This is a genomic window from Streptomyces sp. NPDC014676, from assembly GCF_043084105.1.
Lineage (GTDB): Bacteria > Actinomycetota > Actinomycetes > Streptomycetales > Streptomycetaceae > Streptomyces.
The window spans coordinates 128557-152020 of record NZ_JBIBZI010000015.1 but is presented as its reverse complement, the minus strand read 5'-3'; the positions used below and the strand labels follow the sequence as shown (position 1 = coordinate 152020).

General features: G+C 73.9%; 26 protein-coding genes. 14 read left to right on the top strand and 12 right to left on the bottom strand.

The genetic code is table 11. The features are described from left to right. Both ACF1DX_RS32175 and ACF1DX_RS32170 read left to right on the top strand, forming a co-directional pair. The gene (locus tag ACF1DX_RS32175) at positions 1–960 is read left to right on the top strand and encodes a threonine/serine dehydratase (protein ID WP_391794673.1); all 960 of its coding nucleotides are present in this window, start codon (positions 1–3) and stop codon (positions 958–960) included. Between the two features lie 78 nt (positions 961–1038). Then, positions 1039–2601 (top strand): serine/threonine-protein kinase, encoded by a 1563-nt coding sequence (locus ACF1DX_RS32170; protein ID WP_391794672.1) that lies wholly within the window; start codon positions 1039–1041, stop codon positions 2599–2601. On the opposite strand, the gene ACF1DX_RS32165 is transcribed toward ACF1DX_RS32170, so the two are convergent. After that, complete coding sequence (locus ACF1DX_RS32165; protein ID WP_391794671.1) at positions 2572–4044, bottom strand: serine hydrolase domain-containing protein; 1473 nt, start codon at positions 4042–4044, stop codon at positions 2572–2574. The two genes, ACF1DX_RS32170 and ACF1DX_RS32165, sit on opposite strands and share 30 nt — an antisense overlap. A gap of 72 nt (positions 4045–4116) precedes the next feature. Here ACF1DX_RS32165 and ACF1DX_RS32160 point away from each other — a divergent pair, with 72 nt between their 5' ends. Further along, a complete protein-coding gene (locus ACF1DX_RS32160; RefSeq protein ID WP_391794670.1) occupies positions 4117–5088 on the top strand; it encodes an LLM class F420-dependent oxidoreductase in 972 nt (323 codons plus the stop codon). Between the two features lie 107 nt (positions 5089–5195). After that, a complete protein-coding gene (locus ACF1DX_RS32155; RefSeq protein ID WP_391794669.1) occupies positions 5196–5621 on the top strand; it encodes an SsgA family sporulation/cell division regulator in 426 nt (141 codons plus the stop codon). Here ACF1DX_RS32155 and ACF1DX_RS32150 read toward each other — a convergent pair. Next, entirely contained in the window at positions 5608–6114 is a 507-nt protein-coding gene (locus ACF1DX_RS32150; protein ID WP_391794668.1) for a DUF6328 family protein, read from the bottom strand. The two genes, ACF1DX_RS32155 and ACF1DX_RS32150, sit on opposite strands and share 14 nt — an antisense overlap. A 147-nt stretch (positions 6115–6261) precedes the next feature. Here ACF1DX_RS32150 and ACF1DX_RS32145 point away from each other — a divergent pair, with 147 nt between their 5' ends. Continuing rightward, complete coding sequence (locus ACF1DX_RS32145; protein ID WP_391794667.1) at positions 6262–6603, top strand: hypothetical protein; 342 nt, start codon at positions 6262–6264, stop codon at positions 6601–6603. A 12-nt stretch (positions 6604–6615) separates the two neighbouring features. On the opposite strand, the gene ACF1DX_RS32140 is transcribed toward ACF1DX_RS32145, so the two are convergent. The 3 genes from ACF1DX_RS32140 to ACF1DX_RS32130 form a co-directional block, all read right to left on the bottom strand. Then, the gene (locus ACF1DX_RS32140) at positions 6616–7599 is read right to left on the bottom strand and encodes an aldo/keto reductase (protein WP_391794666.1); all 984 of its coding nucleotides are present in this window, start codon (positions 7597–7599) and stop codon (positions 6616–6618) included. Between the two features lie 64 nt (positions 7600–7663). Further along, the gene (locus ACF1DX_RS32135; protein ID WP_391794665.1) at positions 7664–8359 is read right to left on the bottom strand and encodes a ribonuclease H; all 696 of its coding nucleotides are present in this window, start codon (positions 8357–8359) and stop codon (positions 7664–7666) included. Between the two features lie 480 nt (positions 8360–8839). Beyond that, positions 8840–9310, bottom strand: coding sequence for a VOC family protein (locus ACF1DX_RS32130; RefSeq protein ID WP_391794664.1), 471 nt, complete (start codon positions 9308–9310; stop codon positions 8840–8842). A gap of 221 nt (positions 9311–9531) precedes the next feature. Here ACF1DX_RS32130 and ACF1DX_RS32125 point away from each other — a divergent pair, with 221 nt between their 5' ends. Both ACF1DX_RS32125 and ACF1DX_RS32120 read left to right on the top strand, forming a co-directional pair. Next, on the top strand, positions 9532–10188 hold the full coding sequence (locus tag ACF1DX_RS32125; RefSeq protein ID WP_391794663.1) for an ATP-dependent Clp protease proteolytic subunit: 657 nt from the start codon (positions 9532–9534) through the stop codon (positions 10186–10188). Continuing rightward, on the top strand, positions 10188–10790 hold the full coding sequence (locus ACF1DX_RS32120) for a ClpP family protease (protein WP_391794662.1): 603 nt from the start codon (positions 10188–10190) through the stop codon (positions 10788–10790). The genes ACF1DX_RS32125 and ACF1DX_RS32120 overlap by 1 nt, the downstream gene beginning before the upstream one ends. A 15-nt stretch (positions 10791–10805) precedes the next feature. Here ACF1DX_RS32120 and ACF1DX_RS32115 read toward each other — a convergent pair whose 3' ends face one another. Next, positions 10806–11198 carry a helix-turn-helix domain-containing protein gene (locus ACF1DX_RS32115; RefSeq protein WP_391794720.1) on the bottom strand — a complete coding sequence of 131 codons (393 nt, stop codon included), beginning with the start codon at positions 11196–11198 and terminating at the stop codon, positions 10806–10808. 258 nt (positions 11199–11456) lie between these two features. On the opposite strand from ACF1DX_RS32115, the gene ACF1DX_RS32110 reads away from it, so the two are divergent. Then, positions 11457–12344 (top strand): SigB/SigF/SigG family RNA polymerase sigma factor, encoded by an 888-nt coding sequence (locus ACF1DX_RS32110; RefSeq protein WP_391794661.1) that lies wholly within the window; start codon positions 11457–11459, stop codon positions 12342–12344. Between the two features lie 24 nt (positions 12345–12368). Here ACF1DX_RS32110 and ACF1DX_RS32105 read toward each other — a convergent pair whose 3' ends face one another. Then, positions 12369–12824, bottom strand: a complete 456-nt coding sequence (locus tag ACF1DX_RS32105; protein WP_391794660.1) for an ATP-binding protein — start codon at positions 12822–12824, stop codon at positions 12369–12371. 147 nt (positions 12825–12971) lie between these two features. Between ACF1DX_RS32105 and ACF1DX_RS32100 the strand changes: the two genes are divergently transcribed. From ACF1DX_RS32100 to ACF1DX_RS32090, 3 genes are read left to right on the top strand one after another with little or no spacing between them, the layout of a single operon-like run. Further along, a complete protein-coding gene (locus ACF1DX_RS32100) occupies positions 12972–13556 on the top strand; it encodes a PRC-barrel domain-containing protein (RefSeq protein WP_391794659.1) in 585 nt (194 codons plus the stop codon). Next, positions 13553–13984 carry a PRC-barrel domain containing protein gene (locus tag ACF1DX_RS32095; RefSeq protein WP_391794658.1) on the top strand — a complete coding sequence of 144 codons (432 nt, stop codon included), beginning with the start codon at positions 13553–13555 and terminating at the stop codon, positions 13982–13984. Before ACF1DX_RS32100 ends, ACF1DX_RS32095 begins: the two co-directional genes overlap by 4 nt. 46 nt (positions 13985–14030) lie before the next feature. After that, positions 14031–15299 carry a streptophobe family protein gene (locus ACF1DX_RS32090; RefSeq protein ID WP_391794657.1) on the top strand — a complete coding sequence of 423 codons (1269 nt, stop codon included), beginning with the start codon at positions 14031–14033 and terminating at the stop codon, positions 15297–15299. A 423-nt stretch (positions 15300–15722) separates the two neighbouring features. On the opposite strand, the gene ACF1DX_RS32085 is transcribed toward ACF1DX_RS32090, so the two are convergent. Continuing rightward, positions 15723–18044 (bottom strand): FHA domain-containing protein, encoded by a 2322-nt coding sequence (locus ACF1DX_RS32085; RefSeq protein WP_391794656.1) that lies wholly within the window; start codon positions 18042–18044, stop codon positions 15723–15725. Positions 18045–18110: 66 nt separating this feature from the next. Continuing rightward, positions 18111–18521, bottom strand: coding sequence for a hypothetical protein (locus tag ACF1DX_RS32080; RefSeq protein WP_391794655.1), 411 nt, complete (start codon positions 18519–18521; stop codon positions 18111–18113). A 339-nt stretch (positions 18522–18860) separates the two neighbouring features. Here ACF1DX_RS32080 and ACF1DX_RS32075 point away from each other — a divergent pair, with 339 nt between their 5' ends. Further along, positions 18861–19244: a nuclear transport factor 2 family protein gene (locus ACF1DX_RS32075; RefSeq protein WP_391794654.1), complete on the top strand. Its 384-nt coding sequence runs from the start codon at positions 18861–18863 to the stop codon at positions 19242–19244. Positions 19245–19385: 141 nt separating this feature from the next. On the opposite strand, the gene mgrA is transcribed toward ACF1DX_RS32075, so the two are convergent. Further along, complete coding sequence (gene mgrA / locus ACF1DX_RS32070; RefSeq protein WP_391794653.1) at positions 19386–20378, bottom strand: L-glyceraldehyde 3-phosphate reductase; 993 nt, start codon at positions 20376–20378, stop codon at positions 19386–19388. Between the two features lie 128 nt (positions 20379–20506). On the opposite strand from mgrA, the gene ACF1DX_RS32065 reads away from it, so the two are divergent. Then, on the top strand, positions 20507–21391 hold the full coding sequence (locus ACF1DX_RS32065; protein ID WP_391794652.1) for a LysR substrate-binding domain-containing protein: 885 nt from the start codon (positions 20507–20509) through the stop codon (positions 21389–21391). A gap of 27 nt (positions 21392–21418) precedes the next feature. Next, on the top strand, positions 21419–21934 hold the full coding sequence (locus ACF1DX_RS32060) for a DinB family protein (RefSeq protein WP_391794651.1): 516 nt from the start codon (positions 21419–21421) through the stop codon (positions 21932–21934). Here the strand turns inward: ACF1DX_RS32060 and ACF1DX_RS32055 are convergent. Together ACF1DX_RS32055 and ACF1DX_RS32050 are read right to left on the bottom strand one after the other, a co-directional pair. Next, a complete protein-coding gene (locus ACF1DX_RS32055; protein WP_391794650.1) occupies positions 21916–22986 on the bottom strand; it encodes an adenosine deaminase in 1071 nt (356 codons plus the stop codon). The genes ACF1DX_RS32060 and ACF1DX_RS32055 overlap by 19 nt on opposite strands. Positions 22987–23031: 45 nt before the next feature. Then, positions 23032–23427, bottom strand: a complete 396-nt coding sequence (locus ACF1DX_RS32050) for a VOC family protein (protein ID WP_391794649.1) — start codon at positions 23425–23427, stop codon at positions 23032–23034. Positions 23428–23464: the final 37 nt, after the last annotated feature.

Below are 23464 nucleotides of genomic sequence, written 5' to 3'. Positions count from 1 at the left end.
GTGATCGGGATCGCCGACATCGAGACCGCGGCCGAGCGGATCGCCGGGCACGTGGTGCGGACCCCGACCGTGCCGAGCCCCGGCCTGTCGGCACTGCTCGGCGCCCCGGTCACCACGAAGCTGGAGCTGTTGCAGCGCACCGGTTCGTTCAAGGTGCGGGGCGCGGCGGCGAAGCTGCTGTCGCTGAGCGGGGCCGAGCGGGCCGCCGGGGTCGTGGCGGTGAGCGGCGGCAACCACGGGATCGCCCTCGCGGTGATGGCCGCCGCCCTCGATGTGAAGGCCACGGTGGTGATGCCGCGTTCGGCGCCCCTGCGGGCCGTGGAGATCGCGGAGTCCGCGGGCGCCTCGGTGCGGCTGACCGACGACATGGACGGCGCGTTCGCGCTCATGACCCGGCTCCAGCAGGAGGGGCTGACCCTGGTCCACCCCTTCGACGACCCGGTGGTGATCGCCGGTCAGGGCACGGTGGGGCTGGAGTTCGCCGCGGACGCCGGTGACCTCACGGACGTCCTGGTGAGCATCGGGGGCGGCGGGCTGATCGCCGGGGTCGCGGCGGCGCTGCGGGCGCTGCGGCCCGGGGTGCGGGTCTGGGGCGTGGAGACCGAGGGCGCGCAGGCGATGTCCGAGGCGCTGGCGGCGGGCGGTCCGGTGCCGGTGAGACTGACGTCGATCGTCTCCACGCTCAGCGCCCCGGCCGTGTCCCCGCTGACGTACGAGCATGTCTCGGAGCTGGTCACCGAGGTGCTGGTGGTACCGGACCGGGAGGCGGTGCGGGGCTCGCTGGAGCTCGCGGACCACGCCAAGGTGTGGGCGGAACCGGCCGCCGGCTGTCTGCTGCCGGCCGCGCGGCGGGTGCTGGAGCGGGTCGGCGAGGGAGCCCGGCTCGGTCTCGTGGTGTGCGGCGGCAACGCCACCACCGGCGACATGATCGCCTGGACGGAACACTTCGAGCTTCGCTGAGCCTCCCGTTGAACGGACCCCGCCCGCTCCCCGTACCCCTGGGGGAAGCGGGAGCCGGCGGTTCGACGAGGGATGGCCATGGGCAGGGCGCACGTCTCCACCGACCGGACGGTCGCCGGACGGTACCGGCTGGTCGAGATCGTCCATCGCGAGGCCAACCGCGTCCGCTGGTACGCCGACGATCTGCGGACCGGCCGCCCCTGTCTGCTCACCCGGGTCGGGCTCCCGCGGGACGCGGCCGGCACGCACCGCGCGCCCTCCCGGGTGCTGCGGGCGGCACAGAGCGCGGCGCGCCTGTGCCCCGGCCGGATCGCCGGCGTCGTCGACACCGTCGAGGAGTCCGGTTTCCTGTGGACCGTCACCGCGTGGATCGACGGGACACCGCTCGACGAGGTCCTCGCCGAAGAGGGCACGTTCCCCCCGGCGCGGGCCGCCCGCGTCGCGCTGGAGCTGCTCGACGTGCTGGAGGCCGCGCACGCCGGGGGCGTCACGCACGGTGAGCTCAGCCCCGGCCAGGTGTTCCTGCGCGAGGACGGGCCGGCCGTCGTCACCGGCTACGGCCTGGCCGGCGCGGCGTCGGCGCCCCGGCTCACGGCACCGTCGTACGCCTCCCCGGAGCAGGCCCGTGGCGAGCGGACCGGGCCCGCCGCGGACCTGTGGGCGCTGGGCGCGCTCCTCCACACGATGCTGGAGGGGCGTCCGCCGTTCCGGGACCGCGGGCGGCCCGAGGCCACGCTGAAGGGCGTGGACCGGCTGCCGCCGCGCGCACCGGTACGGGCGGGCCCGCTCACCCAGGTCGTCCAGGGGCTGCTGCGCAAGGACCCGCGGGAGCGGCTGACCCGCCAGGCGGTCCGCGGGGCGCTCACCCGGGTGCTGCGGGAGGACCCGGGGGCGGCGCCGGGCCCCCGGCCGCACGGCTCGCACACCGGCACCGTGCGGTACGCGGGCCGGGAGCGGGGCAGGCGGACGACGCTCCTCGGCACCGCGCTCGCCGTCGTCACGGTGACGGTCGCGGTGCTCGCCGCGGCCCGGGGGCTGCCGGGCGCCGGCACCGGCTCCGCCGCCGACGCGCCGCCGCCCCCGGTGTCCGCGCCGGCCGGCCCACCGGACGTGCCCGGAGACCCGTCCACGCCCGCTCCCTCCCCCTCCCCGCCGGACGGCGCCGGCGGCCTCCCGCCCGGCTACCGCGCCCACCACGCCCCGGAGGGCTTCTCCGTCGCGCTGCCGGAGGGCTGGGAGCGGCTGGACACCTCCCGCGGCGCCGACCGGGGCTACCGGGTCACCTTCGGCGCCGACGGGGACCCGCGCACGCTCGCCGTCACCTACAGCGAGCGGGTGGGGTCGGACGCGGTGGCCGTGTGGCGGGACGACGTGGAACCGCGCCTGGAGCGGTCCGCCGCCGGCTACGAGCGGATCGGCGGGATCCGGGCGACGACGTACCAGGGGCGCGAGGCCGCCGACCTGGAGTGGTACGCCGCGGCCGGCGGCGCCCGGGTGCGCACCTTCGGCCGCGGGTTCCTGCTGGGCGGCGGGCGCGGCTTCTCGCTGCGCTGGACGACCCCGGCCGCCGCCTGGGAGGAACCCGCGAGCCGGGAGGCCCTGCGGACCTTCCTACGGACGTTCCGGCCCGCCGCGGACTGAGCCGCGCGGGGCGCGCAGCTTGCGCAGGGGCCACTCGTGCAGCGGCCGGGTGAGCCAGCGGGCGGTGAAGGTCCGGCCGGTGAGGGAGCAGGTGACCCGGAGACGGTGCGGAGTCTCCAGGAACACCAGGTCCACGGTGAGGGTGCCGCCGTCGGTCCAGCCGCCGCTCGCGGCGGCCGGGACGGGCTCCTCGGCGGTCGTCCACCCCTGCCCGGCGAGGAACCGCGCGCCGAACCGTTCGCCGTCCTCGGTGAGGGTCAGCGTCCAGCCGCCGCCGGCGTCCGCCGTGACCTCGGCCGCGGTCAGCTTCGGCTGGTCGTCGCAGCCCCCGCCCTCCGGGGTGAACCCGGCGCCGGACCAGTCCCCGGCCCGCTCGGGCGGTACGGGGCCGCCGTCGGCCGGGGGCAGGGCGAGCCGTCCGAGGCGCTCGCGCAGGGCGGTGTCCGCGGCCTCGCGGCCGGTCAGCGGCGCCGGGCGGAAGGCGGGCAGGAGGTGCCGCCAGACCAGGTCGAGGTACTCCTGCGTCCGCTCGGTCGCCGTCGTCACGGCGACCACCGCGTCGTGCTCGGGCAGGACGAGGCAGAACTGCCCGTAGGCCCCGTCGCCCCGGAACCCGTGCCGGGACACCCAGAACTGGTAGCCGTAGCCGCGGATCGAGTCCTGCCGGTCCCCCACCAGCGTGGTTCCGGCGGTCGGTATGTGCGGGTGCGCGGCGCGGGCGACCCACCCCTCGGGCAGCAGCCGTTCGCCCCGCCACACCCCGTCGTCCAGGTACAGCTGGCCGAGCCGGGCCACGGCGTCGGTGGCGGCGTGCAGTCCGCTGAAGCCGATCTCGCGGCCGGTGCGGTCCCGCTGCCACAACGTCTCGCCGATCCCCAGCGGGTCGAACAGCCGGGGCCGCAGATACTCGGTGAGCGTCTGCCCGGTGACCCGCTGCACGATCGCGCCGAGGGTGTACGTGCAGGGCTGGTTGTAGGCGAAGACGGTGCCCGGGTCGCGCCGCGGCGGCTGGAGCAGGAAGCCGCGCACGGGTTCGGCGGGATCGGTGCCGTACGCCGCGTCGACGGTCTCGTCCTCGTGGCCGCTGGCCATGGACGCCACGTGCCGGACCAGCATCGCCCGGCTGCGCGGGTCGGTGATGTCGGCCTCGAACTCCGGGAAGTACGACAGCACCGGGGCGTCGAAGTCGAGCAGTCCCTCGGCCTCGGCGAGGGCGGCGGCGGTCGCCGTGAAGCTCTTGCTGAGCGAGTACAGCAGGTGCGGGCGCCGCGCGGTGTACGGCGCCCACCAGCCGGCGGCCACGAGCCGGCCGTGGCGCAGGACCATCAGGCTGTGCGGCTCGATGTCCGGGTCGGCTTCGAGGGCGTCGAGGAAGGCGTGGACGCCGGACGCGTCGACGCCCTGGGCGGCGGGCTCCGCGGCGGGGAGCGGGTGAGCGGTCATGGGAGGCATCCTGCCCGGGCCGCCGCGGGTGATCCATCGTTTTCCCCGTCCGGGGCCGGGGACCCGTGCGGCATGGTGCGAATCGGATACACGATGATGACCGAGCAGGCCGGGCCCCGTGAGCTGGTCGACCATGTGGTGCGGGCCGAGGGGGCCGGCTTCGACTTCTCGGTGACCTCGGACCACTACTTCCCCTGGCTGGCGTCGCAGGGTCACGCGCCGTACGCCTGGAGCGTGCTGGGCGCCGCCGCGCAGGCCACCTCGCGCATCCCGTTGATGACGTACGTGACGTGTCCGACGCTGCGCTACCACCCGGCGGTGGTGGCGCAGAAGGCGGCGACGGTGCAGTTGCTGTCCGAGGGCCGGTTCCGGCTGGGGCTCGGCTCCGGCGAGAACCTCAACGAGCACGTGGTGGGCGGTGGCTGGCCGTCCGTGGACGTGCGGCACGAGATGCTCGAGGAGGCGGTGGAGATCATCCGCGCGCTGTTCGAGGGCGGTCACGTGAACCACCGGGGCACCCACTTCGACGTCGAGTCGGCCAAGCTGTGGGACCTGCCGGACGAGCCGCCGCCGATCGGTGTCGCGGTGTCCGGGAAGCGGTCCTGCGCCCTCGCGGGCCGGCTCGCCGACCTGGTGATCGCCACCGAGCCGAGGGCGGAACTGCTCGACGACTTCGACCGGCACGGCGGGCGGGGCAAGCCGCGGGTGGGGCAGCTCCCGGTGTGCTACGACCCCGACCGGGACGCGGCCGTCGCACGCGCCCACGACCAGTTCCGCTGGTTCGGCAACGGCTGGAAGGTCAACTCGGAGCTGCCGCACCCGGACTCCTTCGCGTCGGCGACGCGGTTCGTCCGGCCCGACGACGTCGCCGGGTCGATCCCGTGCGGCAGCGACCCGGCGGACTTCGTCGAGGCCGTCCGCCCCTACGCCGAGGCGGGTTTCACCGAGATCGCCCTGGTGCAGATCGGCGGCGAGTCGCAGCCGGCGTACCTGGACTGGTCGGAGAAGACGCTGCTGCCGGCGCTGCGGGACGCCCTCGGCTGACGCCCCCGGCGGCCCTCGCGGCCGGTGATTCACCCGGAGAGCCGAGCATCTTGCGCAGATGCGGGGTACTAGAGGGCTCTACGTCGGTACTTCCCGGAGGCCCCCTCGTGAACTCGTTCGTGCACAAGACTGTGGTGGTGGAGCTCCAGGCCGGCGACACGGACCGCTTTCCCGTGCTCGCCCACCTGGGCTACGACCCGTCCGACCCGTTCGCCGTCACCATCGTCTTCAGCCACGACGGCCGGGTCCTCGCCCGCTGGCAGCTCGACCGGGAGATGGTCACCGAGGGGCTCACCCGCCCGGTCGGCATCGGGGACGTACGGCTGCGGCCGGAGTCCCGGGGTGTGGGGCGGGAGCTGCGGATGGAGTTCCTCGGCGAGGCCCACGCGGACGGCGGCCGGCACCACGCGGTGGTGTTCGCCTGGGCCGAGACCGTCGGCGCGTTCCTGCACGAGACCCGGCTGCTGGTGCCGCCGGGGCGCGAGGAGGTCCGCGTGGACGACTTCCTCGCGGACGTCCTCACCGGGAACTGAGCTCCTGGCCCCCGGTGTGGCGGTACCGGGCCCACATCGGCAGGCCGAACCAGCACAGCAGGTACCAGGCCACCACTCCGGCCACCAGGTACGGGACGAAGTCGTCGTGGGTGGCCACGCGCAGGATGAGCAGCAGGGAGCAGCTGGTGGTGGCCAGCAGCAGCAGGAGGCCGAGCAGGGTGAGCCGGGAGGCCCACCGCACGGCCTGCGCCTTGATGCGCCGTCCGGAGACGAGCCGGTGCAGGGAGACCGGGCCGATGAGGGCGCCGGTGGCGCAGGCGCCGAGCACCACCGTGATGAGGTAGATCGTCTGGTCCGTGTCGGACAGTCTGGCGTAGGTCGGGGTGAACACGACGGTCAGCAGGAACCCGAAGAGGATCTGCACCCCCATCTGGGCGACGCGGACCTCCTGGATGAGCTCCGTCCACATCCGGTCCGCTCTCTCGTCCTGCGTCTCGTTCCGTCCCCGGCGCCTGTTCTCGCCCTGATCCATGTCCGGCACGGTGCCTCCCCTTTCCGTGGGTCTCCCTCTCCCCATGCCCCGAAAGCCGCCGTTCTCCCGGGCCGGTCGCCGGTTTGGGGGTGCGGGGCACGGTTACACGGACGGCGATGACACCGAGGCCAGGAGGTCGTGGGACGCATGCCGGACACCCAGCTCACCGTGACGTTCAGCGGCGGGGACGCCGACGACGCCCGGACGGTCGTCCGGGTCCTGGAGGGCACGTTCGGGGACGCGGACCAGCGTCCCTCCGCGGGAGACGCGACGGTCCGCGTGGCGACGTTCACCGGCGAGGGGCCGGGAGCGGCGGCCGGGGCCGCGGACGCGGGGCCGCTGTCGGCGCCGGTGACCGTCACCGTGCAGGGCACTCCGGAGGCGGTGCGGCGGGCGAGCGACACCCTCACGCGGTCCTTCACCGCGCGCGACGAGGGCACCGCCTCCGGCGACCAGGAGCAGGAACGGCAGCTGCTCCTGGAGCCGTGACGTCCGTCGCCGCTACCAGCGGCCCTCCACCTGGTCCTTGATCCGCCGGTCGTAGAGGTCCCGGATCGCCGTGAGCGTCGCCTCGGGCAGCTCCGGGAGCCGGGCGGCGGCCGCGTTGGCGCGGGCCTGCTCGGGCGAACGGGCGCCGGGGATGACGGTGGTGACGCCGGGCTGCTGGATGATCCAGCGCAGGGCGAGCTGGGCCGGCGTGTACCCCTCGGGGGTGAGCGCGGCGAACTCGGCGGCGGCCTCGACGCCGGTGGCGTAGTCGACGCCGGAGAAGGTCTCGCCCTGGTCGAAGGCCTCGCCGTGCCGGTTGTAGGCGCGGTGGTCGTTCGCGGCGAAGACGGTGTCCTTGGTGTACTTGCCGGACAGCAGTCCGGAGGCGAGCGGGACGCGGGCGATGATGCCGACGCCCGCCTCGCGGGCGGCCGGAAGGACCTCGCGCAGCGGCTTCATGCGGAACGGGTTGAGGATGATCTGCACGCTCGCCACGTTCGGCCGGGCGATCGCGGTGAGCGCCTCCGCGCAGGTCTCCACACTGACGCCGTAGGCGGCGATCCGCTCCTCCGCCACCAGGGTGTCGAGGGCGTCGAAGACCTCGTCGGTGGAGTAGACGGGGGTGGGCGGGCAGTGCAGCTGTACCAGGTCGATCCGGTCGACGCCGAGGTTGCGCCGCGAGCGGTCGTTCCAGGCGCGGAAGTTGTCCAGGACGTAGTTCTCCGGGATCTGGTCGACCCGGCGTCCCATCTTGGTGGCGACCAGGACGTGCAGGTCGGGCCGTCCGCTGAGGAACGACGCGATGGTCTGCTCACTGCGTCCGTCGCCGTACACGTCGGCGGTGTCGAAGAAGGTGACGCCCGACTCGGCGGCGGTCTCCAGCACCGCGAGGGCTTCCTTGTCGTCGACGTCGCCCCAGTCCGCCCCGAGTTGCCATGTGCCGAGACCGATCACGGAGGCGTGCTGTCCCGACCTGTTGAATGTGCGCTCGTCCATGGACCTCAGTCTGTCATCCGTCCCGGCCGGGCGCCGGGGCGGCTCCGCTCCCGCGCGGGCCCGGTCAGACGCTCTGGGCCGTCCGGCACTCGGGGTGGCCCCAGCCCTTGTCGTTCTTGGCGATCGGCTCCCCGGCCGCGTAGGAGCGCCCGCACGGGCAGCGTCCGGGGAACTTGGCCTTGAGCGTGCGGGACGAGGAGCCGCCGCGCTGCCGGGGCGTCTTCGCCCCGCCGGACCCGCGCCTGGCCGTGCCGCCCGTCGGGCGGTCCGGGGCGGCCGGCGGTTCGGGCGAGCCCAGCTCGCTGCCGGCGTCCTGCTGGGCGGTGGCCGCCTGGCTGGCCGCGCGGTCGGCGAAGTCGTTGAGCCGGTCGCCGTCGACCTGGTGGGCGGGGACGTAGCGGAACTCGACCGAGCGGCCCTGGAGGAGTTCGTCGATGCGGACGACGAGTTCCTGGTTGGCGACCGGTTTGCCGGCCGCGGTGCGCCAGCCGTTGCGCTTCCAGCCGGGGAGCCAGGTGGTGACGGCCTTCATGGCGTACTGCGAGTCCATCCGGACCTCGAGCGGCACGGCGGGGTCGGTCGCCGCCAGCAGCCGCTCCAGCGCCGTGAGTTCGGCGATGTTGTTGGTGGCCCTGCCGAGCGCGCCCGCCTCCCAGCGGACCGGCTTCTCGGATTGGTCGGCGACCACCCAGGCCCAGCCGGCGGGCCCCGGGTTCCCCTTCGAAGCCCCGTCGCACGCGGCCACAACTCGTTCACGCATGCGCCCGATCATGCCATGTCCGGCCGGGCCGGCCGGGCCCGCCCGGGGCGGTGACGCCGGTCACCGCGAAGGCGGCGCCCCGCGTGCCGCCGGCCCGGCGCGGGGTGCCTCCGGGCGGTACGGCCGTGGCTCCGGTCCCTTCCGGACCGGGGCCGGGCCGTCTCCTCGTGCCGGGCGGAAGCCGCCGTATGCGCACGCCGTGGACCGTGCCCGTGGCGCCGGCCGCCGCGCCGCCCGGCGCGTGCACGGGCGCGCCGGGCGAACGCGCCGCACGAGGAACGGGCCGCCGCCTTCGGCGGGCCCGGCGCGTGCACGGGTCCGTCGTCCGGGTGCGCCGGGTGAAACCGCCGTCTTCGGCGGGCCCGGCGGGGCGCGGCACCCGCCGGGCGACGCCCGCCGGCGCGCCCGCCCGGACTGTCGCGCGGAGCCCGGCCGGGACGGCGGGGCCCTGTGGCGGTTCCGCCGGCGGTCCGGGCCGCCTCACTCGCCCGCGTACGCCTTCTCCAGGGCGGCGATGTCGAGCTTGCCCATCGTCATCATGGCCTTCAGGGCGCGGTCCGCCTTCCGCCGGTCCGGGTCGCTGATCATCTCGGTCAGCCGCACCGCGTTGACCTGCCAGGAGACGCCGAACCGGTCCTTGAGCCAGCCGCAGGGGCCGTGTTCGCCGCCGCCCTCGACGAGCTTCTCCCAGTAGTGGTCGATCTCCGCCTGGTCCGCGCAGTCGAGCTGGAAGGAGATCGCCTCGTTGAACGTGAACTCGGGCCCGCCGTTGAGCGCGACGAACTTCTGGCCGTTGGCCGTGAACTCGACGGTGAGCACGGAGTCCTCGTCGCCGGGGTTGCGGACGATGTCGCCGAGGCTCGAGTCCTTGAAGACCGAGACGTAGAAGTCCGCGGCCTCCTCGGCCTGGCCGTCGTACCAGAGGCAGGTGGTGAATCCGTCGGTGGTCATGAGTACCTCCCGGGCGTGGAACACGGTCGTGAGTGCTGACCCGGCCCCGCCCCGGAACTCATCGGTGCGGCCCCGGACCGGTCCGGACGGCGGTACGGACGATCACTCTGCCCACGGCGAATCTGCCACGGGCAGAGATGTCCCCGCCGGCCCGGCGGGCCGGCCGAGAGTGGAGGCACGCGGTCGTCCCGGCCGCGTTCCAGCGACCTTCAGGAGCGCCGATGTCTCCGTTCACCGCCGGCCCGTGGCCGGTCCCGCTGCCCCGGGCCGAGGAGGGCGACACCCCGCCGACCCGGTTCGACGACCATCTCGCCGCCCAGCTCCTCGCGCAGCGCATCGTGCTGCTCGGCACGCAGGTCGACGAGGTGTCCGCCAACCGCGTGTGCGCGCAGCTGCTGATCCTGTCCGCCGAGGACCCGCGCACCGACATCAGCCTGTACATCAACAGCCCCGGCGGCTCGGTCCACGCGGGCCTGGCCATCTACGACACGATGCGGCTGATCCCCAACGACGTCTCGACCCTGGCCATGGGTTTCGCGGCCAGCATGGGCCAGTTCCTGCTCTGCGTCGGCACGCCGGGCAAGCGCTACGCCCTGCCGAACGCGCGCGTCATGATGCACCAGCCGTCGGGCGGCATCGGGGGCACCACCGCCGACATCGAGATCCAGGCGGAGAGCCTGGAGTTCACCAAGCGGACCATCGAGCGGATCACCGCCGAGCACACCGGCCAGACCCCGGAGACCATCTCCCGGGACGGCGACCGGGACCGCTGGTTCACGGCCGGGCAGGCGAGGGAGTACGGGATGGTCGACCGGGTGGTGGAGTCGCTCGACGACGTCCGTCCGGCCGCCGCCCGGCCCAGGATGGGGCTGCGGTGATGGGGTCGTACACGATTCCGAACGTCGTCGAGCGCACCCCCCAGGGCGAGCGGTCCTACGACGTGTTCAGCCGGCTGCTGGCCGAGCGGATCATCTTCCTGGGGACGGAGATCGACGACGGGGTCGCCAACGTCGTCATCGCGCAGCTCCTCCATCTGGAGTCGTCGGCCCCGGAGAGCGAGATCGCGGTCTACATCAACTCCCCCGGCGGCTCGTTCACCTCGCTGATGGCGATCTACGACACGATGACGTTCGTCCAGGCGCCGATCTCGACGTTCTGCGTCGGGCAGGCGGCGTCCACGGCGGCCGTGCTGCTGGCCGGCGGGGACCCGGGGCGGCGGTTCGTGCTGGAGCACGCGCGGGTGCTGCTCGGGCAGCCGGCCTCGGGCGGGACGCGCGGCACGGCGTCCGACCTGGCGCTGCGGGCCAAGGAGATGGTGCGGATCCGCTCCCAGGTGGAGGAGGTGCTGTCCCGGCACACGCACCACGACGTGGCGACCCTGCGGGCCGACATGGACCGCGACAAGGTGTTCACCGCCGAGGAGGCCGTGGCGTACGGCCTGGCCGACGAGGTGCTGGCCCGGCGCCTCGTGAGGGTGTGAGGCGCCGGGCGCGGGTCAGGCGGCCAGGCAGAGTCCGTTGTGCGCGGAGCCGGACGTCGCCCGCGTCGTCGTGGTGGCGGCCCGCCGGCCGGTGACGCGGACCAGTTCCCCGTGGGCCCGGGTCAGCAGGTCGCCGAGGCCGAGGCCGAGTGCCTGGGCGGCGGCCGCGAGGACCTCCGAGGAGGCCTCCTTGCGGCCCCGCTCCACCTCCGAGAGATAGGGCATGGAGATCCGGGCCGCGTCGGCGACGTCCTTCAGCGTCCGTTCCTGGGCGAGCCGCTCGCTGCGGAGCACGTCCCCGACGAGGTCGCGCAGCAGCGGTTCCCTGGGCGCGGGGGCCGCCGGACCCGGCGGCGGGCCGGGGCGCAGGGGAATGACGCGGGCACGGTCCGGCGCTGGGCCGGTCATCTCTTGACTGGTCACCTCCTCAGCCTAGGAATTCCGGCCCCGAGGGGAAGGGAGCGGCGTTCCGCCCTGAGTGAAGGCGCTCGGGGGGCGGCCCGGGGCGCCGTACGGGCCGCGCCCCCGTACCATCGGACGTACGAGTGGCGACCGGTGCGCACCGCGGTTCCGATTCTCCCGGAACCCGGTGGGCATGGGTTCGCGCGGCCTGGGTACCCGCAGGTCTCAGGCACATGTCAGCCGTGACGTCCGTGGGGAGAGGTAATGAGGACCGCCGTGATCCGGTCGCAGGCGCGGGTAGCCGAGCAGCGCACCGAAGCCGTGACGGGTGACGGGGATCCGCGGGACGTGGTGGATCCGCGGGATGTCGCCCCCCGCGACGCCAGGGAGCTGTCCCGCCAGTTCTTCCGTCGCCTGGCGGAGCTGGAGGAGGGCACGCACGAGTACCAGTACGCGCGCAACACCCTCATCGAGATGAACATGTCCCTCGTCCGGTTCGCGGCCGGACGGTTCCGCGGTCGCGGCGACGACATGGACGACATCGTGCAGACCGGCATGATCGGTCTGATCAAGGCCATCGACCGGTTCGAGCTGTCCCGCGAGGTCGAGTTCACGTCCTTCGCGCTGCCGTACATCGTCGGTGAGATCAAGCGTTTCTTCCGTGACACCACGTGGGCCGTGCACGTGCCGCGCCGGCTCCAGGAGCTGCGGGTCGAGCTGGCGAAGGCCCGCGAGGAGCTCGCCAGCCGGCTGGACCGGGAGCCCACGGCCGGTGAGCTGGCCACGCTGATGAACATCACCGAGCAGCAGGTCGTCGAGGGGCAGATCGCCGCGAACGGGTACAACTCGTCGTCGCTGGACGCCGCCCTCACCGGTGACGGTCCCGAGCACGGCGAGGCCGTGCTGGCCGACTTCATCGGCGTCGAGGAGGAGGGGCTGCGCCTCGTCGAGGACTTCCACTCGCTCGCTCCGCTGATGGCCGAGCTCAGCGAACGCGACCGGGAGATCCTCCACATGCGGTTCGTGGAGGAGGCCACCCAGGCGGAGATCGGTGAGCGTCTCGGCTGCTCGCAGATGCACGTGTCCCGCCTGATCAAGCGGATCATCACCCGGCTGCGCGAGGGCATGCTGGGCGAGCTCGGCTGCGCCTGACCGGGCGGACGGCGGCGTCGCCGGTCAGGCGGCGCCGAGGTCCAGTACCGCGCGTACCCGTTTGCCGACCGGCACGCGTTCGACGGTGACGTCCCGCGCCAGCGCGCGGACGATCTCCAGACCGTGCCGGCCGACGCGCTCGGGGTTGCGCGGGAAGACCCGGGGCAGGCTGGCGCTGCTGTCGTAGACGGCCACCGTGAGCACGGTGTCGGTGCCCTCCAGCTCCAGGATGTACGGGCCGTTGCTGTGCCGGTCCGCGTTGGTGACCAGTTCGCTCACCACCAGCAGCACCGCGCCGTCGGTCCGCTCGCCGATCGTGGCGCACCATTCGGTCCGCAACTCCTGGAGGAAGTACGCGGCGAACCTCCGCGCCTCGGCGATGCACCCCGGCTCGCCGGTGAAGTGCGCCGTCCGCCGCAGCGGTTCCACGGGCACGTCGAAACCAGTCGGTATCACTGCCCCGTCCAGGTGGTAGGTCATGCTCGTTTCTCTCCGCGAAGCCGGTCCGGCCGGACGAATCTGCACCAGTCCTGGTACCCCGGCTCCCGCGGCGCAGTCCACCTGATCGGTGTTCGCCTCCGCGGGGCGGGGAACCCGGGTTCCGCCGGGTTCGGCGGAAGGGGCGCCATGAACGGACTGAGGGCGGTACGGAGCCTGACGACGCTGCCCGTGGTGACGCTGGGCGGCGATGCCGTGGCGCATGTCAAGGACACGGTCTTCGACCCGGCGGCGGGGCGGATCGCGAGTTTCACCCTCACCGGCCGGACCCTGATGTCGGGCCCGCTGTCGCGGGACCTGCCCTGGCCGGCGGTGCACTGCCTGGGCCGTCACGCGGTGATGGTCCGCGACGAGGGGGCGCTGTGCGACCTGCCCCTGTCGGTGGCGCGCCGTGACGCCCTGCGCGGGCGGCTGCTCGGGGCGCAGGTGCTGACCGACGACGGCGACCTGGTGGGCACGGTGCTCGACGTGCTGGTCGAGGGCGGCACCAGCGGCCGGCTCGTCGCGTTCCGGCTCGCCGCGCACCGGGAGCTGGTGCACGGCTCCCGGCACCGCCGGCACCAGGTGTACGTGCCGCGGGGCGAGGCCCTGAGCGTCTCCGGCCGGACGCTGGTGATCCCGGCGCACGCGACGGCGTACGTCACCGACGGCCTGCCGGCCTTCGCCGACCGGGCCGGCGCCCCTCACGGCCGCGGGAGGGGCGTGGTCCGATGATGCTGTTCTCGCGGGTGCGCGGGCTGCCCGTCCTGACGCCGGGCGACGCGGACCGGGTCGGGGTGGTCCGCGCGCTGACGGTCGACGCGGCGTCCGGGGAGGTCACCCATGTCCGGATACGGCGCGGGCGGCTGCGCAGGGAGGCCGTGGTGGCCTGGGCCGCCCTGGGCGCGGCCGGCCCGGACATGCTGATCGCGCGCCCGTCCGGCGACCCGGCCGAGGTCCCGCCCCACCGTGACCTGGTGGGGAGCAGGGTGCTCACCGAGTGCGGGGAGGAACGCGGCACCGTGCTCGACGCGGCGTTCGATCCGGCCACCGCCCGTATCGAGGCGGTCCTGACGACCCTCGGCGAGCTGCCGGCCGACCGTCTGCTGGGTCTCGGCGACCACGCCCTGGTGATCCGGACGGGCCACGGGCATCCCGGTTAGGGTCTCCCGGCGGGCGGCGCGGGCCGGGTCTGCTTAGCGTGCAGAGGTGAGCTCACGCACCCCTTCCGGCCGTCCGGTCGCCCGCCCCGGCTGGGCGCAGGCCCTCGTCACGGTGCTCGGGGCGATGGCCGCCATGGGCGCGGTGGCCGCGCCGGGACTGTGGGCGGCCGGTGCCACGGACCTGCCGGGCGGTTCCTTCCCCCAGGTGGTCGCGGCGACCGTGGTCACGGCCGTCGGCGGGGCGGTGGAGCTCTCCGGGGACGCCGGCGAGATGGCCGGCGCGCAGGGCGGTCTGACGGTCGTCCCGCTGTCCGTGACCCTCACCGGGGCGCTGGTCGTCGGCCGGTGCTTCCTGCGCCCGCTGCGGCACCGGGCGGTCGCCGGGGCGCCCGGGCTGGCCGGGTGGGCGGCGCGGATCGCCGTGCTGTGGCTGCTCGCGGTCCTCGGTCTCGCGCTCGCCGCGCGGCACACGTACGAGCTCTCCCTCGGGGACGGTCCGCTCGGTGACCTGGGTGAGCTGTTCGGGATCAGACCGGTGGTGGGGTTCTCCACCGACGTGCCGCCGACCGTCCTCATCGGCCTGCTCTGGCTGGCGGGGGTGCTGCTGGTGGCGCTGATGGTGTCCCGCGGCGCCCCGCTGCCGGCCGGGCTGCTGCGCCTGCAGACGTCGGTGCGTCCGGCGGCGTACGCGATGGTGCTGCTGTTGCTGGCCGCCGTCGTCATCGGCCTCGTCGTCGCGCTGGTCGTCGCCGCCACCCGGGGCCATCCGGCCGAGACGTTCGCCGTGATCCTGCTGGGGCTGCCCAACGTGGTCTGGCCGGCGCTGACGATCGGGTTCGGTGCCACCTGGGACGGCAGGGTGGAGGGGCCCTTCGGGCTGCCCATGCCGCACGTGCTCGACGAGGTGCTGCGCACACCGGACGTCTCCACCCTGAACCTGGGCACGCTCACCGAGCACGACGGCGGGAAGTGGTGGTGGCTGCTGGTGGTGACGGCGGTACTGCTGCCGGCTGCCGGGTTCTTGATGGCGGTCCGCTCCCCGGCCGGAGTGCGGGCCTGGCGGCACGCCGTGCGCATGGCGGTGGCGCTGGCGTCGACCGTGCTGATGATCTGCCTCATGGCCCGGGTCTCCGCACGGTTCGGCCTGTCCGTGCTCGGCATCGGCGACCTGAGCGAGGGCTTCTCCGGTCAGGTGCTGCTGAGACCACGGCTGTGGAGCACCCTGGGCCTGGCCCTGCTGTGGGGCCTGGTCGCGGGTTTCGCGGGGGCGCTGCCGGCACGAGGGATGCACCGGAGGGGCGGGACCGGCCGCTGACCGGGCGCGCACCCGTCGCCCGTGGCCGGGGGCGTGGAACCGTACGGCCTCCCCGTCGACGCTCCCGGCGCACGGGCCCCGGGTACGCGCGGCGGGCCTCCCGCCGCCGACGCGGGCCGCCGACGCGGGCCGCCGACGCGGGCCGCCGACGCGGGCCGGCGGTGCGGGCCGGCGGTGCGGGCCGGCGGTGCGGGCCGTGGGAGCGCCGGCGATGGGGGCCCCGGGACACGAAGACCGGGCGGCGGCCGTCGGTCCACGCCGGCCGGCCGTCGGAGCACGGCACGTGCCCCCGGTCGCCGCGCCGCTCCAGCAGCCGCACCGGCGGCAGTGGGTCGGGGCACACGGCGGGCCGGCCGGGGCCGGTGGTCTCACAGGCGGACAGGTCGTGCGCGGGACGGGGCCCGGAGCCGTCGTCGCGGGCGCCTACCCCCGCATCACGACCGGTTCGTGACGCCGCAGCAGACGGGACACCAGCAGGCCGAGGGCGAGCGACAGGGCGAGCAGCATGCCGACGGCGAGCAGCCACCCGTCCGCCGTGTGCGCGAAGAGCGGATCGCGGCTCAGGTCGCCGGGCGAGAGCGAGGGGAGTCCGATGGTGCCGGCCATCGCGGCGAACCCCCAGCGGGCGGGTATCAGCCAGGCCAGCTGCTCCAGCACGAGCACGCCGTCGAGCGGCAGCAGGGCGCCGCAGAAGACGACCTGGACGATGGCGAGCAGCACCAGCAGCGGCATCGTCACCTCCTCCTTGCGGACCACCGCGGAGATCAGCAGGCCGAGCATCATCGCGGTGAAGGCGAGCAGCGCGACGGCGACGGTGATCTCGGCAAGGGGCGGCATCAGCACGCCTTCACCGCCGGGTGCGTTCAGGTCCACGCCGAGCAGTGCGACGAGGGTCAGCACCACGGCCTGGAGCACGGTGACCGTGCCGAGCACGACCACCTTGGACATCAGGTACGCCGATCTGGACAGGCCCACGGCCCGCTCCCGCTGGTAGATCACCCGCTCCTTGACGAGTTCGCGCACCGCGTTGGCCGCGCCGGTGAGGACCGCGCCGACGCACAGGATGAGCAGGGCGTTCATGGCGGACCTGCGCGTCAGCTCACTGCCCGCGAGGGCCCGCGCCATGGCACCCATCACGAACGGCAGCGCGATCATGACGGCGAGGAAGGTGCGGTCCGCGGCGAGCGCGGCGGTGTAGCGGCGGACCAGGGTGCGGAGCTGGGCGCCCCAGCCGCGCGGCCGGGGCGGGGGCCCCATGGCGACCGGCTCCTCACGGGGCCGCTCGGGCTGGGCGGCGGCCTCGACGACGTACCGCCGGTGGAAGGGCGAGTCGCGGTACTGTCCCGCCCAGTCCCGGTCCCGCTGCTGCTCGAACGCCTCGAAGGCCTCCGGCCAGTGCTCGAAGCCGAAGAAGGCGAGGGCGTCACCGGGGGGACCGTAGTAGGCGGCCCTGCCGCCGGGGGCGAGGACGAGGAGGCGGTCGCAGACGTCCAGGCTGAGCACGCTGTGGGTGACGACGACGACGGTCCGGCCGTCGTCGGCGAGGCCGCGCAGCATGCGCATCACCGAGCGGTCCATGCCGGGGTCGAGGCCGGAGGTCGGCTCGTCGAGGAAGAGCAGCGACGGCTTGGTCAGCAGTTCCAGCGCGACGCTGACCCGTTTGCGCTGTCCGCCGGACAGGCTGTGCACATGCTGGCGGGCCCGCTCCCCGAGGCCGAGTTCACGGATCACCTCGTCGACCCGGGCCCGTCGTTCGGCCCGGGCGGTGTCCTGCGGGAAGCGCAGCTCGGCGGCGTAGGACAGGGCGGCGTGGACGGTCAGCTGGGTGTGCAGGATGTCGTCCTGCGGGACGAGGCCGATGCGCTGGCGCAGCTCGGCGTAGTCGTGGTAGAGGTCGCGGCCGTCGTAGAGGACGGTGCCGTGGTCGGCGGGGCGCTGGCCGGTGAGCGCGTTCATCAGGGTGGACTTGCCGGCGCCGCTCGGGCCGACGACCGCGAGCAGGCACTTCTCCCCCACCGGGAAGGAGACGTGGTCGAGGAGGCGCTTGGCGCCCCGGTCGACGGCGACGGTGAGGTCCTGGACGTCGAGGGAGACCTCGCCGGTGTCGACGTACTCCTGGAGTTCGTCGCCGATCAGGCAGAAGTCGGAGTGGCCGACGCCGACGATGTCGCCGGGGCGGATGTCGGCCCGGCCGACCGGCACGCCGTTGAGGTAGGTGCCGGTGTGGCTGCCGAGGTCGACGATCTCGTACGGGCCGTCGGCGTGGACGTGCAGTTCGGCGTGGTGCCGGGAGACGAGCAGGTCGTCGACGACCAGGTCGTTGCCGGGGTCCCGGCCGATGCGGACGGTGCGGGTGGGCAGCGGCCGTACGGAGGCCGGCTGCCGGAAGGTGTGGGTGAGGGCGGGATGGGAGACCGCCTGCGGCCGGTCACGCGCGGGGGCGGCGAGGACGGCGCGGGGGCCGTCGTCGGGACTGCCGAAGTGGATGACGTGGCCGGGGCCGACCTCCCGGGCGCGGATGCGCTGACCGTTGGCGTAGGTGCCGTGGGTGCTGTGCTCGTCCTCGACGGTCCAGTGGCCGCCCTCGGGGTGGAGCACCGCATGGTGCCAGGAGACCCGGGCGTCGTCGAGGACGATGTCGCTCGACGGGTCGCGTCCCACGTGGTAGTCGCGGACCGGACTCATCACGGTGGAGCCCGTCTCGGTCTCCAGGACGAGCTCCGGGGCGACCAGTCGCTCCGCCATGTCTGGATTCTATCCATTGGCCCGTTCGAGTGCCCGGCGTCACCGGCCGGGGTGCGGCCGCACGCCTCAGGCGACGGGAACGCCGATCACCCGGGCGGCGCGTTGCATGCGCAGGGCGTCCACGGACTCGGCCAGCAGTTCGTACTCGGTGGTGTCGTCGCCGGTGGCGAGGCGCACCATCCGCCCGGCGGCGAGCGTCTCGGCCACCTCCTCCTGCCGGGCGACGTCGCCGCACCAGGCGCGCAGGACGGCGGGGACGTCGGGCACGCCGTCGGCGACGGGGACGAGCGCCCCCTGCGGTAAGTGCCCGGCGTCGGGCCGCGGGTCGAGGCGCTCGGCGATCCAGAGGGCACGGTCGCGCAGCCACCACAGGGCGAGGGCGAGGGTGGGCGCCCGGTAGGTGCCGAGCGGTACGCCGATGCGCCGGCCGTCGCAGACCCCGTACGCGGTGACATGGCACAGGAATTCGTCGTGCACGTTCCCTCCCCCGCTGCGTTGCTCGCCCGCCGGGCCGGGCCGGCTGCCCGCCTCGTGGCTCGCATGCTGTGCGTGAGGGCGCCGTCGCGCGGTGTGAAGCGCTCTCGCTAGTCGAGTATGTTCACCGCTGAAACACTGTCACCATGTGTTTCCGGCCAGTCTCCTGGCATATTCACCGCCACCGTTGGCCGAAACAGTGCGGGTGCGGCCGACGGGCCGCATATGACCTCGGAGGTAATCGACCGCGGACCCGGGGCGCGGGCAAGGTGGGGCACCGGGTCGCCACGACCGGGACCCACCGTCCGACCAGCAGACACGACCTCCCTGGGGAGATTCACCATGACCACAGCCGCCCACCGCTACGACGCCGTCGTCGCCCGCTACTTCGAGGCCTGGAACGCCGACGGCGCCGAGGCACGCGCCAAGGCGGTGGCCGACGTGTGGACCGCGGACGGCCGTTACACCGACCCGCTGTCCGACGCCGCCGGCCACGAGGCGATCACCGCGGTGATCGCGGCGGCGCACGAGCAGTTCCCCGGCTTCGACTTCCGGCTCACGGGGAACGTCGACGGCCACCACGACACCGCGCGCTTCTCCTGGGAGCTGGTGAACCGGGCGGACGGCTCGGCCCCCGTCGCCGGCTCGGACGTGATCGCGCTCGACGCCGAGGACCGCGTCCGCGCCGTGTACGGCTTCCTGGACCGGGTGCCCGAAGGGGCGTGACCCCGCCGACGACGGGTGGCCGGTACCCCCCTCCGCCCGCCTCCGGGCCGGCGCCCGTGCCTCCCGCGGGCCACCGAAGGCCGAACGGGCGTACGCGTCACGCGCGTACGCCCGACAGGCGGTCCGGCACGGTCCGGTGAGCTACCGCTTCACGACCGCGTCGATGCGGGCCAGCTCCTCCTCGCCGAAGTCGAGGTTCCGGGTGGCCGCGACGCTGTCCTCGAGCTGTCGCGGGCTGCTCGCGCCGACCAGGGCGGAGGTGAGGCGGCCGCCGCGCAGCACCCAGGACAGCGCCATCTGCGCCAGGGTCTGGCCGCGCGAGGCGGCGATCTCATTGAGCGTGCGCAGCCGGTCCACCAGTTCCCCGGTGACGGCGTCGGTGTTCAGGAAGGGGCTGTCGCTCGCGGCCCGGGAGTCCTCGGGGATGCCGTCGAGGTAGCGGGCGGTCAGCAGGCCCTGCTCCAGCGGGGAGTAGGCGATGGAGCCGACCTGGAGCTCGTCCAGCGTGTCCATCAGCCCCTCGTCCTCCGGACGGCGGTCGAGCATCGAGTAACGGGGCTGGTTGATCAGCAGCGGCGTGCCCAGCTCACCGAGGATGCGGGCGGCTTCACGGGTCTGCTCGGCCGAGTAGTTGGACACACCGACGTACAGCGCCTTGCCCTGCTGGACCGCCGAGTGCAGCGCGCCCATCGTCTCCTCGAGCGGAGTCCCGGGGTCGAAGCGGTGCGAGTAGAAGATGTCGACGTAGTCCAGGCCCATCCGGTTCAGGCTCTGGTCCAGCGAGGACAGCAGATACTTGCGCGAGCCCCATTCGCCGTACGGGCCGGGCCACATCAGGTAGCCGGCCTTGGTGGAGATCACCAGTTCGTCGCGGTGGGCCGCGAAGTCCGACCTCAGCGCCTCGCCGAGGGCGGACTCGGCCGCGCCGGGCGGGGGCCCGTAGTTGTTGGCGAGGTCGAAGTGGGTGATGCCCAGGTCGAAGGCGCGGCGCAGGATGGCGCGCTGGGTCTCGGCCGGACGGTCGGGGCCGAAGTTGTGCCACAGGCCGAGCGAGAGCGCGGGGAGCTTCAGGCCGCTGCGTCCGGTGCGCCGGTAGGGCATGTCCGCGTAGCGGTCGGGGTGTGCGGTGTACAACGCGACTCCAGAGGGGTTGGCACGCATGACGGGCGGTTCCGTCGAACCGCCCGTCCACTCTGCCGTGACCTGCGGGCAGTGGTCCAACAGGAGAATCCGATGGGATTCAGCGGATACGCTTCTCAATCATGGAACTGCGTCACCTCCAGCATTTCGTCGCCGTGGCCGAGGACCAGCACTTCACCCGCGCGGCGGAGCGGCTGATGGTCTCCCAGTCGGGCCTGTCCGCGTCCATCCGCGCGCTGGAGCGCGAGCTGCAGACACCGCTGTTCGTACGGACGACCCGCAGGGTGACGCTCACCGAGGCGGGGCGGGCGCTGCTGGCGGAGGCCGAGCGGATCCTGGCGCAGGTGCGGGCGGCGCACGAGGCGGTGGCCGCGGTGCAGGGCGTACTGCGCGGCACCCTCGCGCTGGGCACCGAGCAGTGCATCGCCGGGGTGAACGTGGCGGAGCTGCTCGCCACGTTCCGGCGGCTCCACCCGGACGTGGAGATCCGGCTGCGCCAGTGGGGCTCGGCCGCGCTGGCGGAGGAGGTCGCGGCGGGGCGGCTGGACCTGGCCTTCGCCTACCGGACGGAGGCGGACCCGGAGCAGCTGCGGTCGGTTCCGCTGACGAGTGAGCCGATGACCGTGCTGTGCCACCCGGACCACCGGCTCGCACGGACGGGGGCGCCGCTGACCCCGCACGACCTGGCCGACGAGGTCTTCGTCGACTTCCATCCGGACTGGGGTCCGCGCCGCGCCACCGACACCGCCTTCGCCGCCGCGGGCGTACGGCGCACGGTGGCGCTGGAGGTGAACGACGTGCACAGCCTGCTCGACCTGGTCGACGAGAACCTGGGCGTCGCCGTCGTGCCGCGGCACTTCCGGCACAAGCGGGAGGCCCTCACCGCGCTCCCGCTGAAGGACACCGGGGAGGCGGTGTACGAGACGGTCGCCCTGGTGCCGTCACCGCGGGCGACGAGCCCGGCGGCGCGGGCGCTGATGGCCCTGCTGGACGACGGGGGCGCGTGAGGGGCGCGGATGCGCGAGGGTGGAGGCATGCATGCCAAGGACATCCTCATCGACGGCTTCGGCCGCGTCCGGGAAGAGGTCCATGCCGCCGTCGGGGGCCTCGGCCCCGACGCGCTCAACGCCCGGCCCGGCCCCGGCGCGAACTCCGTCGCCTGGCTGGTCTGGCACCTCACCCGGGTCCAGGACGACCATGTCGCCGACGCCTTCGGACTCGACCAGGTGTGGCTCTCCCAGGACTGGGCGAAACGCCTGGACCTCGGCCTGCCCCGCCGCGACACGGGGTACGGCCACACCTCGGCGGAGGTCGCCGAGGTACGGGTCGACGACGGCGGTCTGCTGACCGGCTACCACGACGCGGTGCACGAGCAGACCCTCGGCGCGCTGCGCGCGCTGGCCGCCAAGGACCTGGAGCGGGTGATCGACGAGGGCTGGGACCCCCCGGTGACCCTGGGCGTACGGCTGGTCAGCGTCCTGTCCGACGATCTGCAGCACGTCGGACAGGCCGCGTATGTACGGGGGCTGGTTCAGAGCACCGCGTCGTAGCCGGGCAGGACGACGTCCCGGATGAGCGCGTTCCGCTCGTCGAACGGGAGGAACGCGCTCTTCACGGCGTTCACCGTGACCGTGCGCAGGTCCTCGGCCGTCCAGCCGGCCTGCTCGACCAGCAGGGACATCTCCCGCGTCATGGTGGTGCCCGAGACCAGACGGTTGTCGGTGTTGAGGGTGACGCGGAAGCCGAGGTCCTTCAGCGCGGTGACCGGGTGCTCGGCGATCGAGGTCGCGGCGCCGGTCTGGAGGTTGGAGGTGGGGCACATCTCCAGCGCGATCCGGCGGTCGCGGACCCAGCCGGCGAGACGGCCGAGCTTGCCGTCCACGATGTCGTCCGTGATCCGCACGCCGTGCCCGATGCGCTGGGCGCCGCACACCTGGAGCGCCTGGTGGATGCTGGGCAGGCCGTGGGCCTCACCGGCGTGGATGGTGAAGGGGACGTTCTCGCGGCGCAGGTGCGCGAAGGCGTCGAGGTGGTCGGCGGGCGGGAACCCGTCCTCGGCACCGGCGATGTCGAAGCCGACGACACCCGCGTCCCGAAAGGCGACGGCCAGGTCGGCGGCCTCGCGGACCCGGTCGAACATCCGCATGCCGCAGAGCAGGGTGCCGACCCGGACGGGCGTCCCGGCGGCGGCCGCCTTGGCCATACCGGCGGCGAGGCCCTCCTGGACGGTCTCCACGACCTCGCTCATCGTCAGCCCGCCCCGGGTGTTCAGCTCGGGGGCGTAGCGCACCTCGCCGTAGACGACACCGTCGGCGGCCAGGTCGAGCACGTACTCCTCGGCGGTGCGCAGCAGGCCCTCGCGGGTCTGCATCACGGCGAGGGTGTGCTCGAAGGTGGCGATGTAGCGGACCAGGTCGCCGGAGTTCGCGGCCTCGACGTACCAGGCGGCGAGCTCGCCGGGGTCGGTGGTGGGCAGGGTGTGGCCGACGGCCTCCGCCAGCTCCACGACGGTCGCGGGGCGCAGACCGCCGTCGAGGTGGTCGTGCAGCACCACCTTGGGGAGGCGGCGGAGAGTCTCGGCGTCTATGCGCGTAGATGACATGTGTGGTCGTTCCTCGGCGGGTCGTTCGGCGGAAAGCGGAGCGGATCAGGGGGCGGCGGGCTGGAGCAGGTCCCAGCGGTTGCCGTACAGGTCCTGGAAGACGGCGACCGAGCCGTACGGCTCGTGGCGCGGCTCCTGCAGGAAGGTCACGCCGGCGGCGGTCATGCGGGCGTGGTCGCGGGCGAAGTCGTCGGTGTGCAGGAAGAAACCCACCCGCCCGCCGGTCTGGTCACCGACCCTGGCCCGCTGGGCCTCCCCGTCGGCACGGGCGAGCAGCAGTCCGGCGCCGGTGTGCCCGGCGTCCGGTTCGACGACGACCCAGCGGCCGCCGTTCGGCCGGGGCGCGTCCTCGGCGAGCCGGAAACCGAGCGCCCCGGTGTAGAAGCGGATCGCCTCGTCGTAGTCGTCGACGACGAGGGTGACCAGGGGAATGCGTCTCATCGTGACCTCTCGAAGGGGGATTGACCGGAGAGGTTAT

Coding starts and splice junctions, on each gene's coding strand:
- ACF1DX_RS32170 (WP_391794672.1), top strand. CDS start 1,039: ATGGGCAGGGCGCACGTCTCCACCGACCGGACGGTCGCCGGACGGTAC.
- ACF1DX_RS32165 (WP_391794671.1), bottom strand. CDS start 4,044: ATGACCGCTCACCCGCTCCCCGCCGCGGAGCCCGCCGCCCAGGGCGTC.
- ACF1DX_RS32160 (WP_391794670.1), top strand. CDS start 4,117: ATGGTGCGAATCGGATACACGATGATGACCGAGCAGGCCGGGCCCCGT.
- ACF1DX_RS32150 (WP_391794668.1), bottom strand. CDS start 6,114: ATGGATCAGGGCGAGAACAGGCGCCGGGGACGGAACGAGACGCAGGAC.
- ACF1DX_RS32145 (WP_391794667.1), top strand. CDS start 6,262: ATGCCGGACACCCAGCTCACCGTGACGTTCAGCGGCGGGGACGCCGAC.
- ACF1DX_RS32140 (WP_391794666.1), bottom strand. CDS start 7,599: ATGGACGAGCGCACATTCAACAGGTCGGGACAGCACGCCTCCGTGATC.
- ACF1DX_RS32135 (WP_391794665.1), bottom strand. CDS start 8,359: ATGCGTGAACGAGTTGTGGCCGCGTGCGACGGGGCTTCGAAGGGGAAC.
- ACF1DX_RS32130 (WP_391794664.1), bottom strand. CDS start 9,310: ATGACCACCGACGGATTCACCACCTGCCTCTGGTACGACGGCCAGGCC.
- ACF1DX_RS32125 (WP_391794663.1), top strand. CDS start 9,532: ATGTCTCCGTTCACCGCCGGCCCGTGGCCGGTCCCGCTGCCCCGGGCC.
- ACF1DX_RS32120 (WP_391794662.1), top strand. CDS start 10,188: ATGGGGTCGTACACGATTCCGAACGTCGTCGAGCGCACCCCCCAGGGC.
- ACF1DX_RS32115 (WP_391794720.1), bottom strand. CDS start 11,198: ATGACCGGCCCAGCGCCGGACCGTGCCCGCGTCATTCCCCTGCGCCCC.
- ACF1DX_RS32110 (WP_391794661.1), top strand. CDS start 11,457: ATGAGGACCGCCGTGATCCGGTCGCAGGCGCGGGTAGCCGAGCAGCGC.
- ACF1DX_RS32105 (WP_391794660.1), bottom strand. CDS start 12,824: ATGACCTACCACCTGGACGGGGCAGTGATACCGACTGGTTTCGACGTG.
- ACF1DX_RS32100 (WP_391794659.1), top strand. CDS start 12,972: ATGAACGGACTGAGGGCGGTACGGAGCCTGACGACGCTGCCCGTGGTG.
- ACF1DX_RS32095 (WP_391794658.1), top strand. CDS start 13,553: ATGATGCTGTTCTCGCGGGTGCGCGGGCTGCCCGTCCTGACGCCGGGC.
- ACF1DX_RS32085 (WP_391794656.1), bottom strand. CDS start 18,044: ATGGCGGAGCGACTGGTCGCCCCGGAGCTCGTCCTGGAGACCGAGACG.
- ACF1DX_RS32075 (WP_391794654.1), top strand. CDS start 18,861: ATGACCACAGCCGCCCACCGCTACGACGCCGTCGTCGCCCGCTACTTC.
- ACF1DX_RS32065 (WP_391794652.1), top strand. CDS start 20,507: ATGGAACTGCGTCACCTCCAGCATTTCGTCGCCGTGGCCGAGGACCAG.
- ACF1DX_RS32060 (WP_391794651.1), top strand. CDS start 21,419: ATGCATGCCAAGGACATCCTCATCGACGGCTTCGGCCGCGTCCGGGAA.
- ACF1DX_RS32055 (WP_391794650.1), bottom strand. CDS start 22,986: ATGTCATCTACGCGCATAGACGCCGAGACTCTCCGCCGCCTCCCCAAG.
- ACF1DX_RS32050 (WP_391794649.1), bottom strand. CDS start 23,427: ATGAGACGCATTCCCCTGGTCACCCTCGTCGTCGACGACTACGACGAG.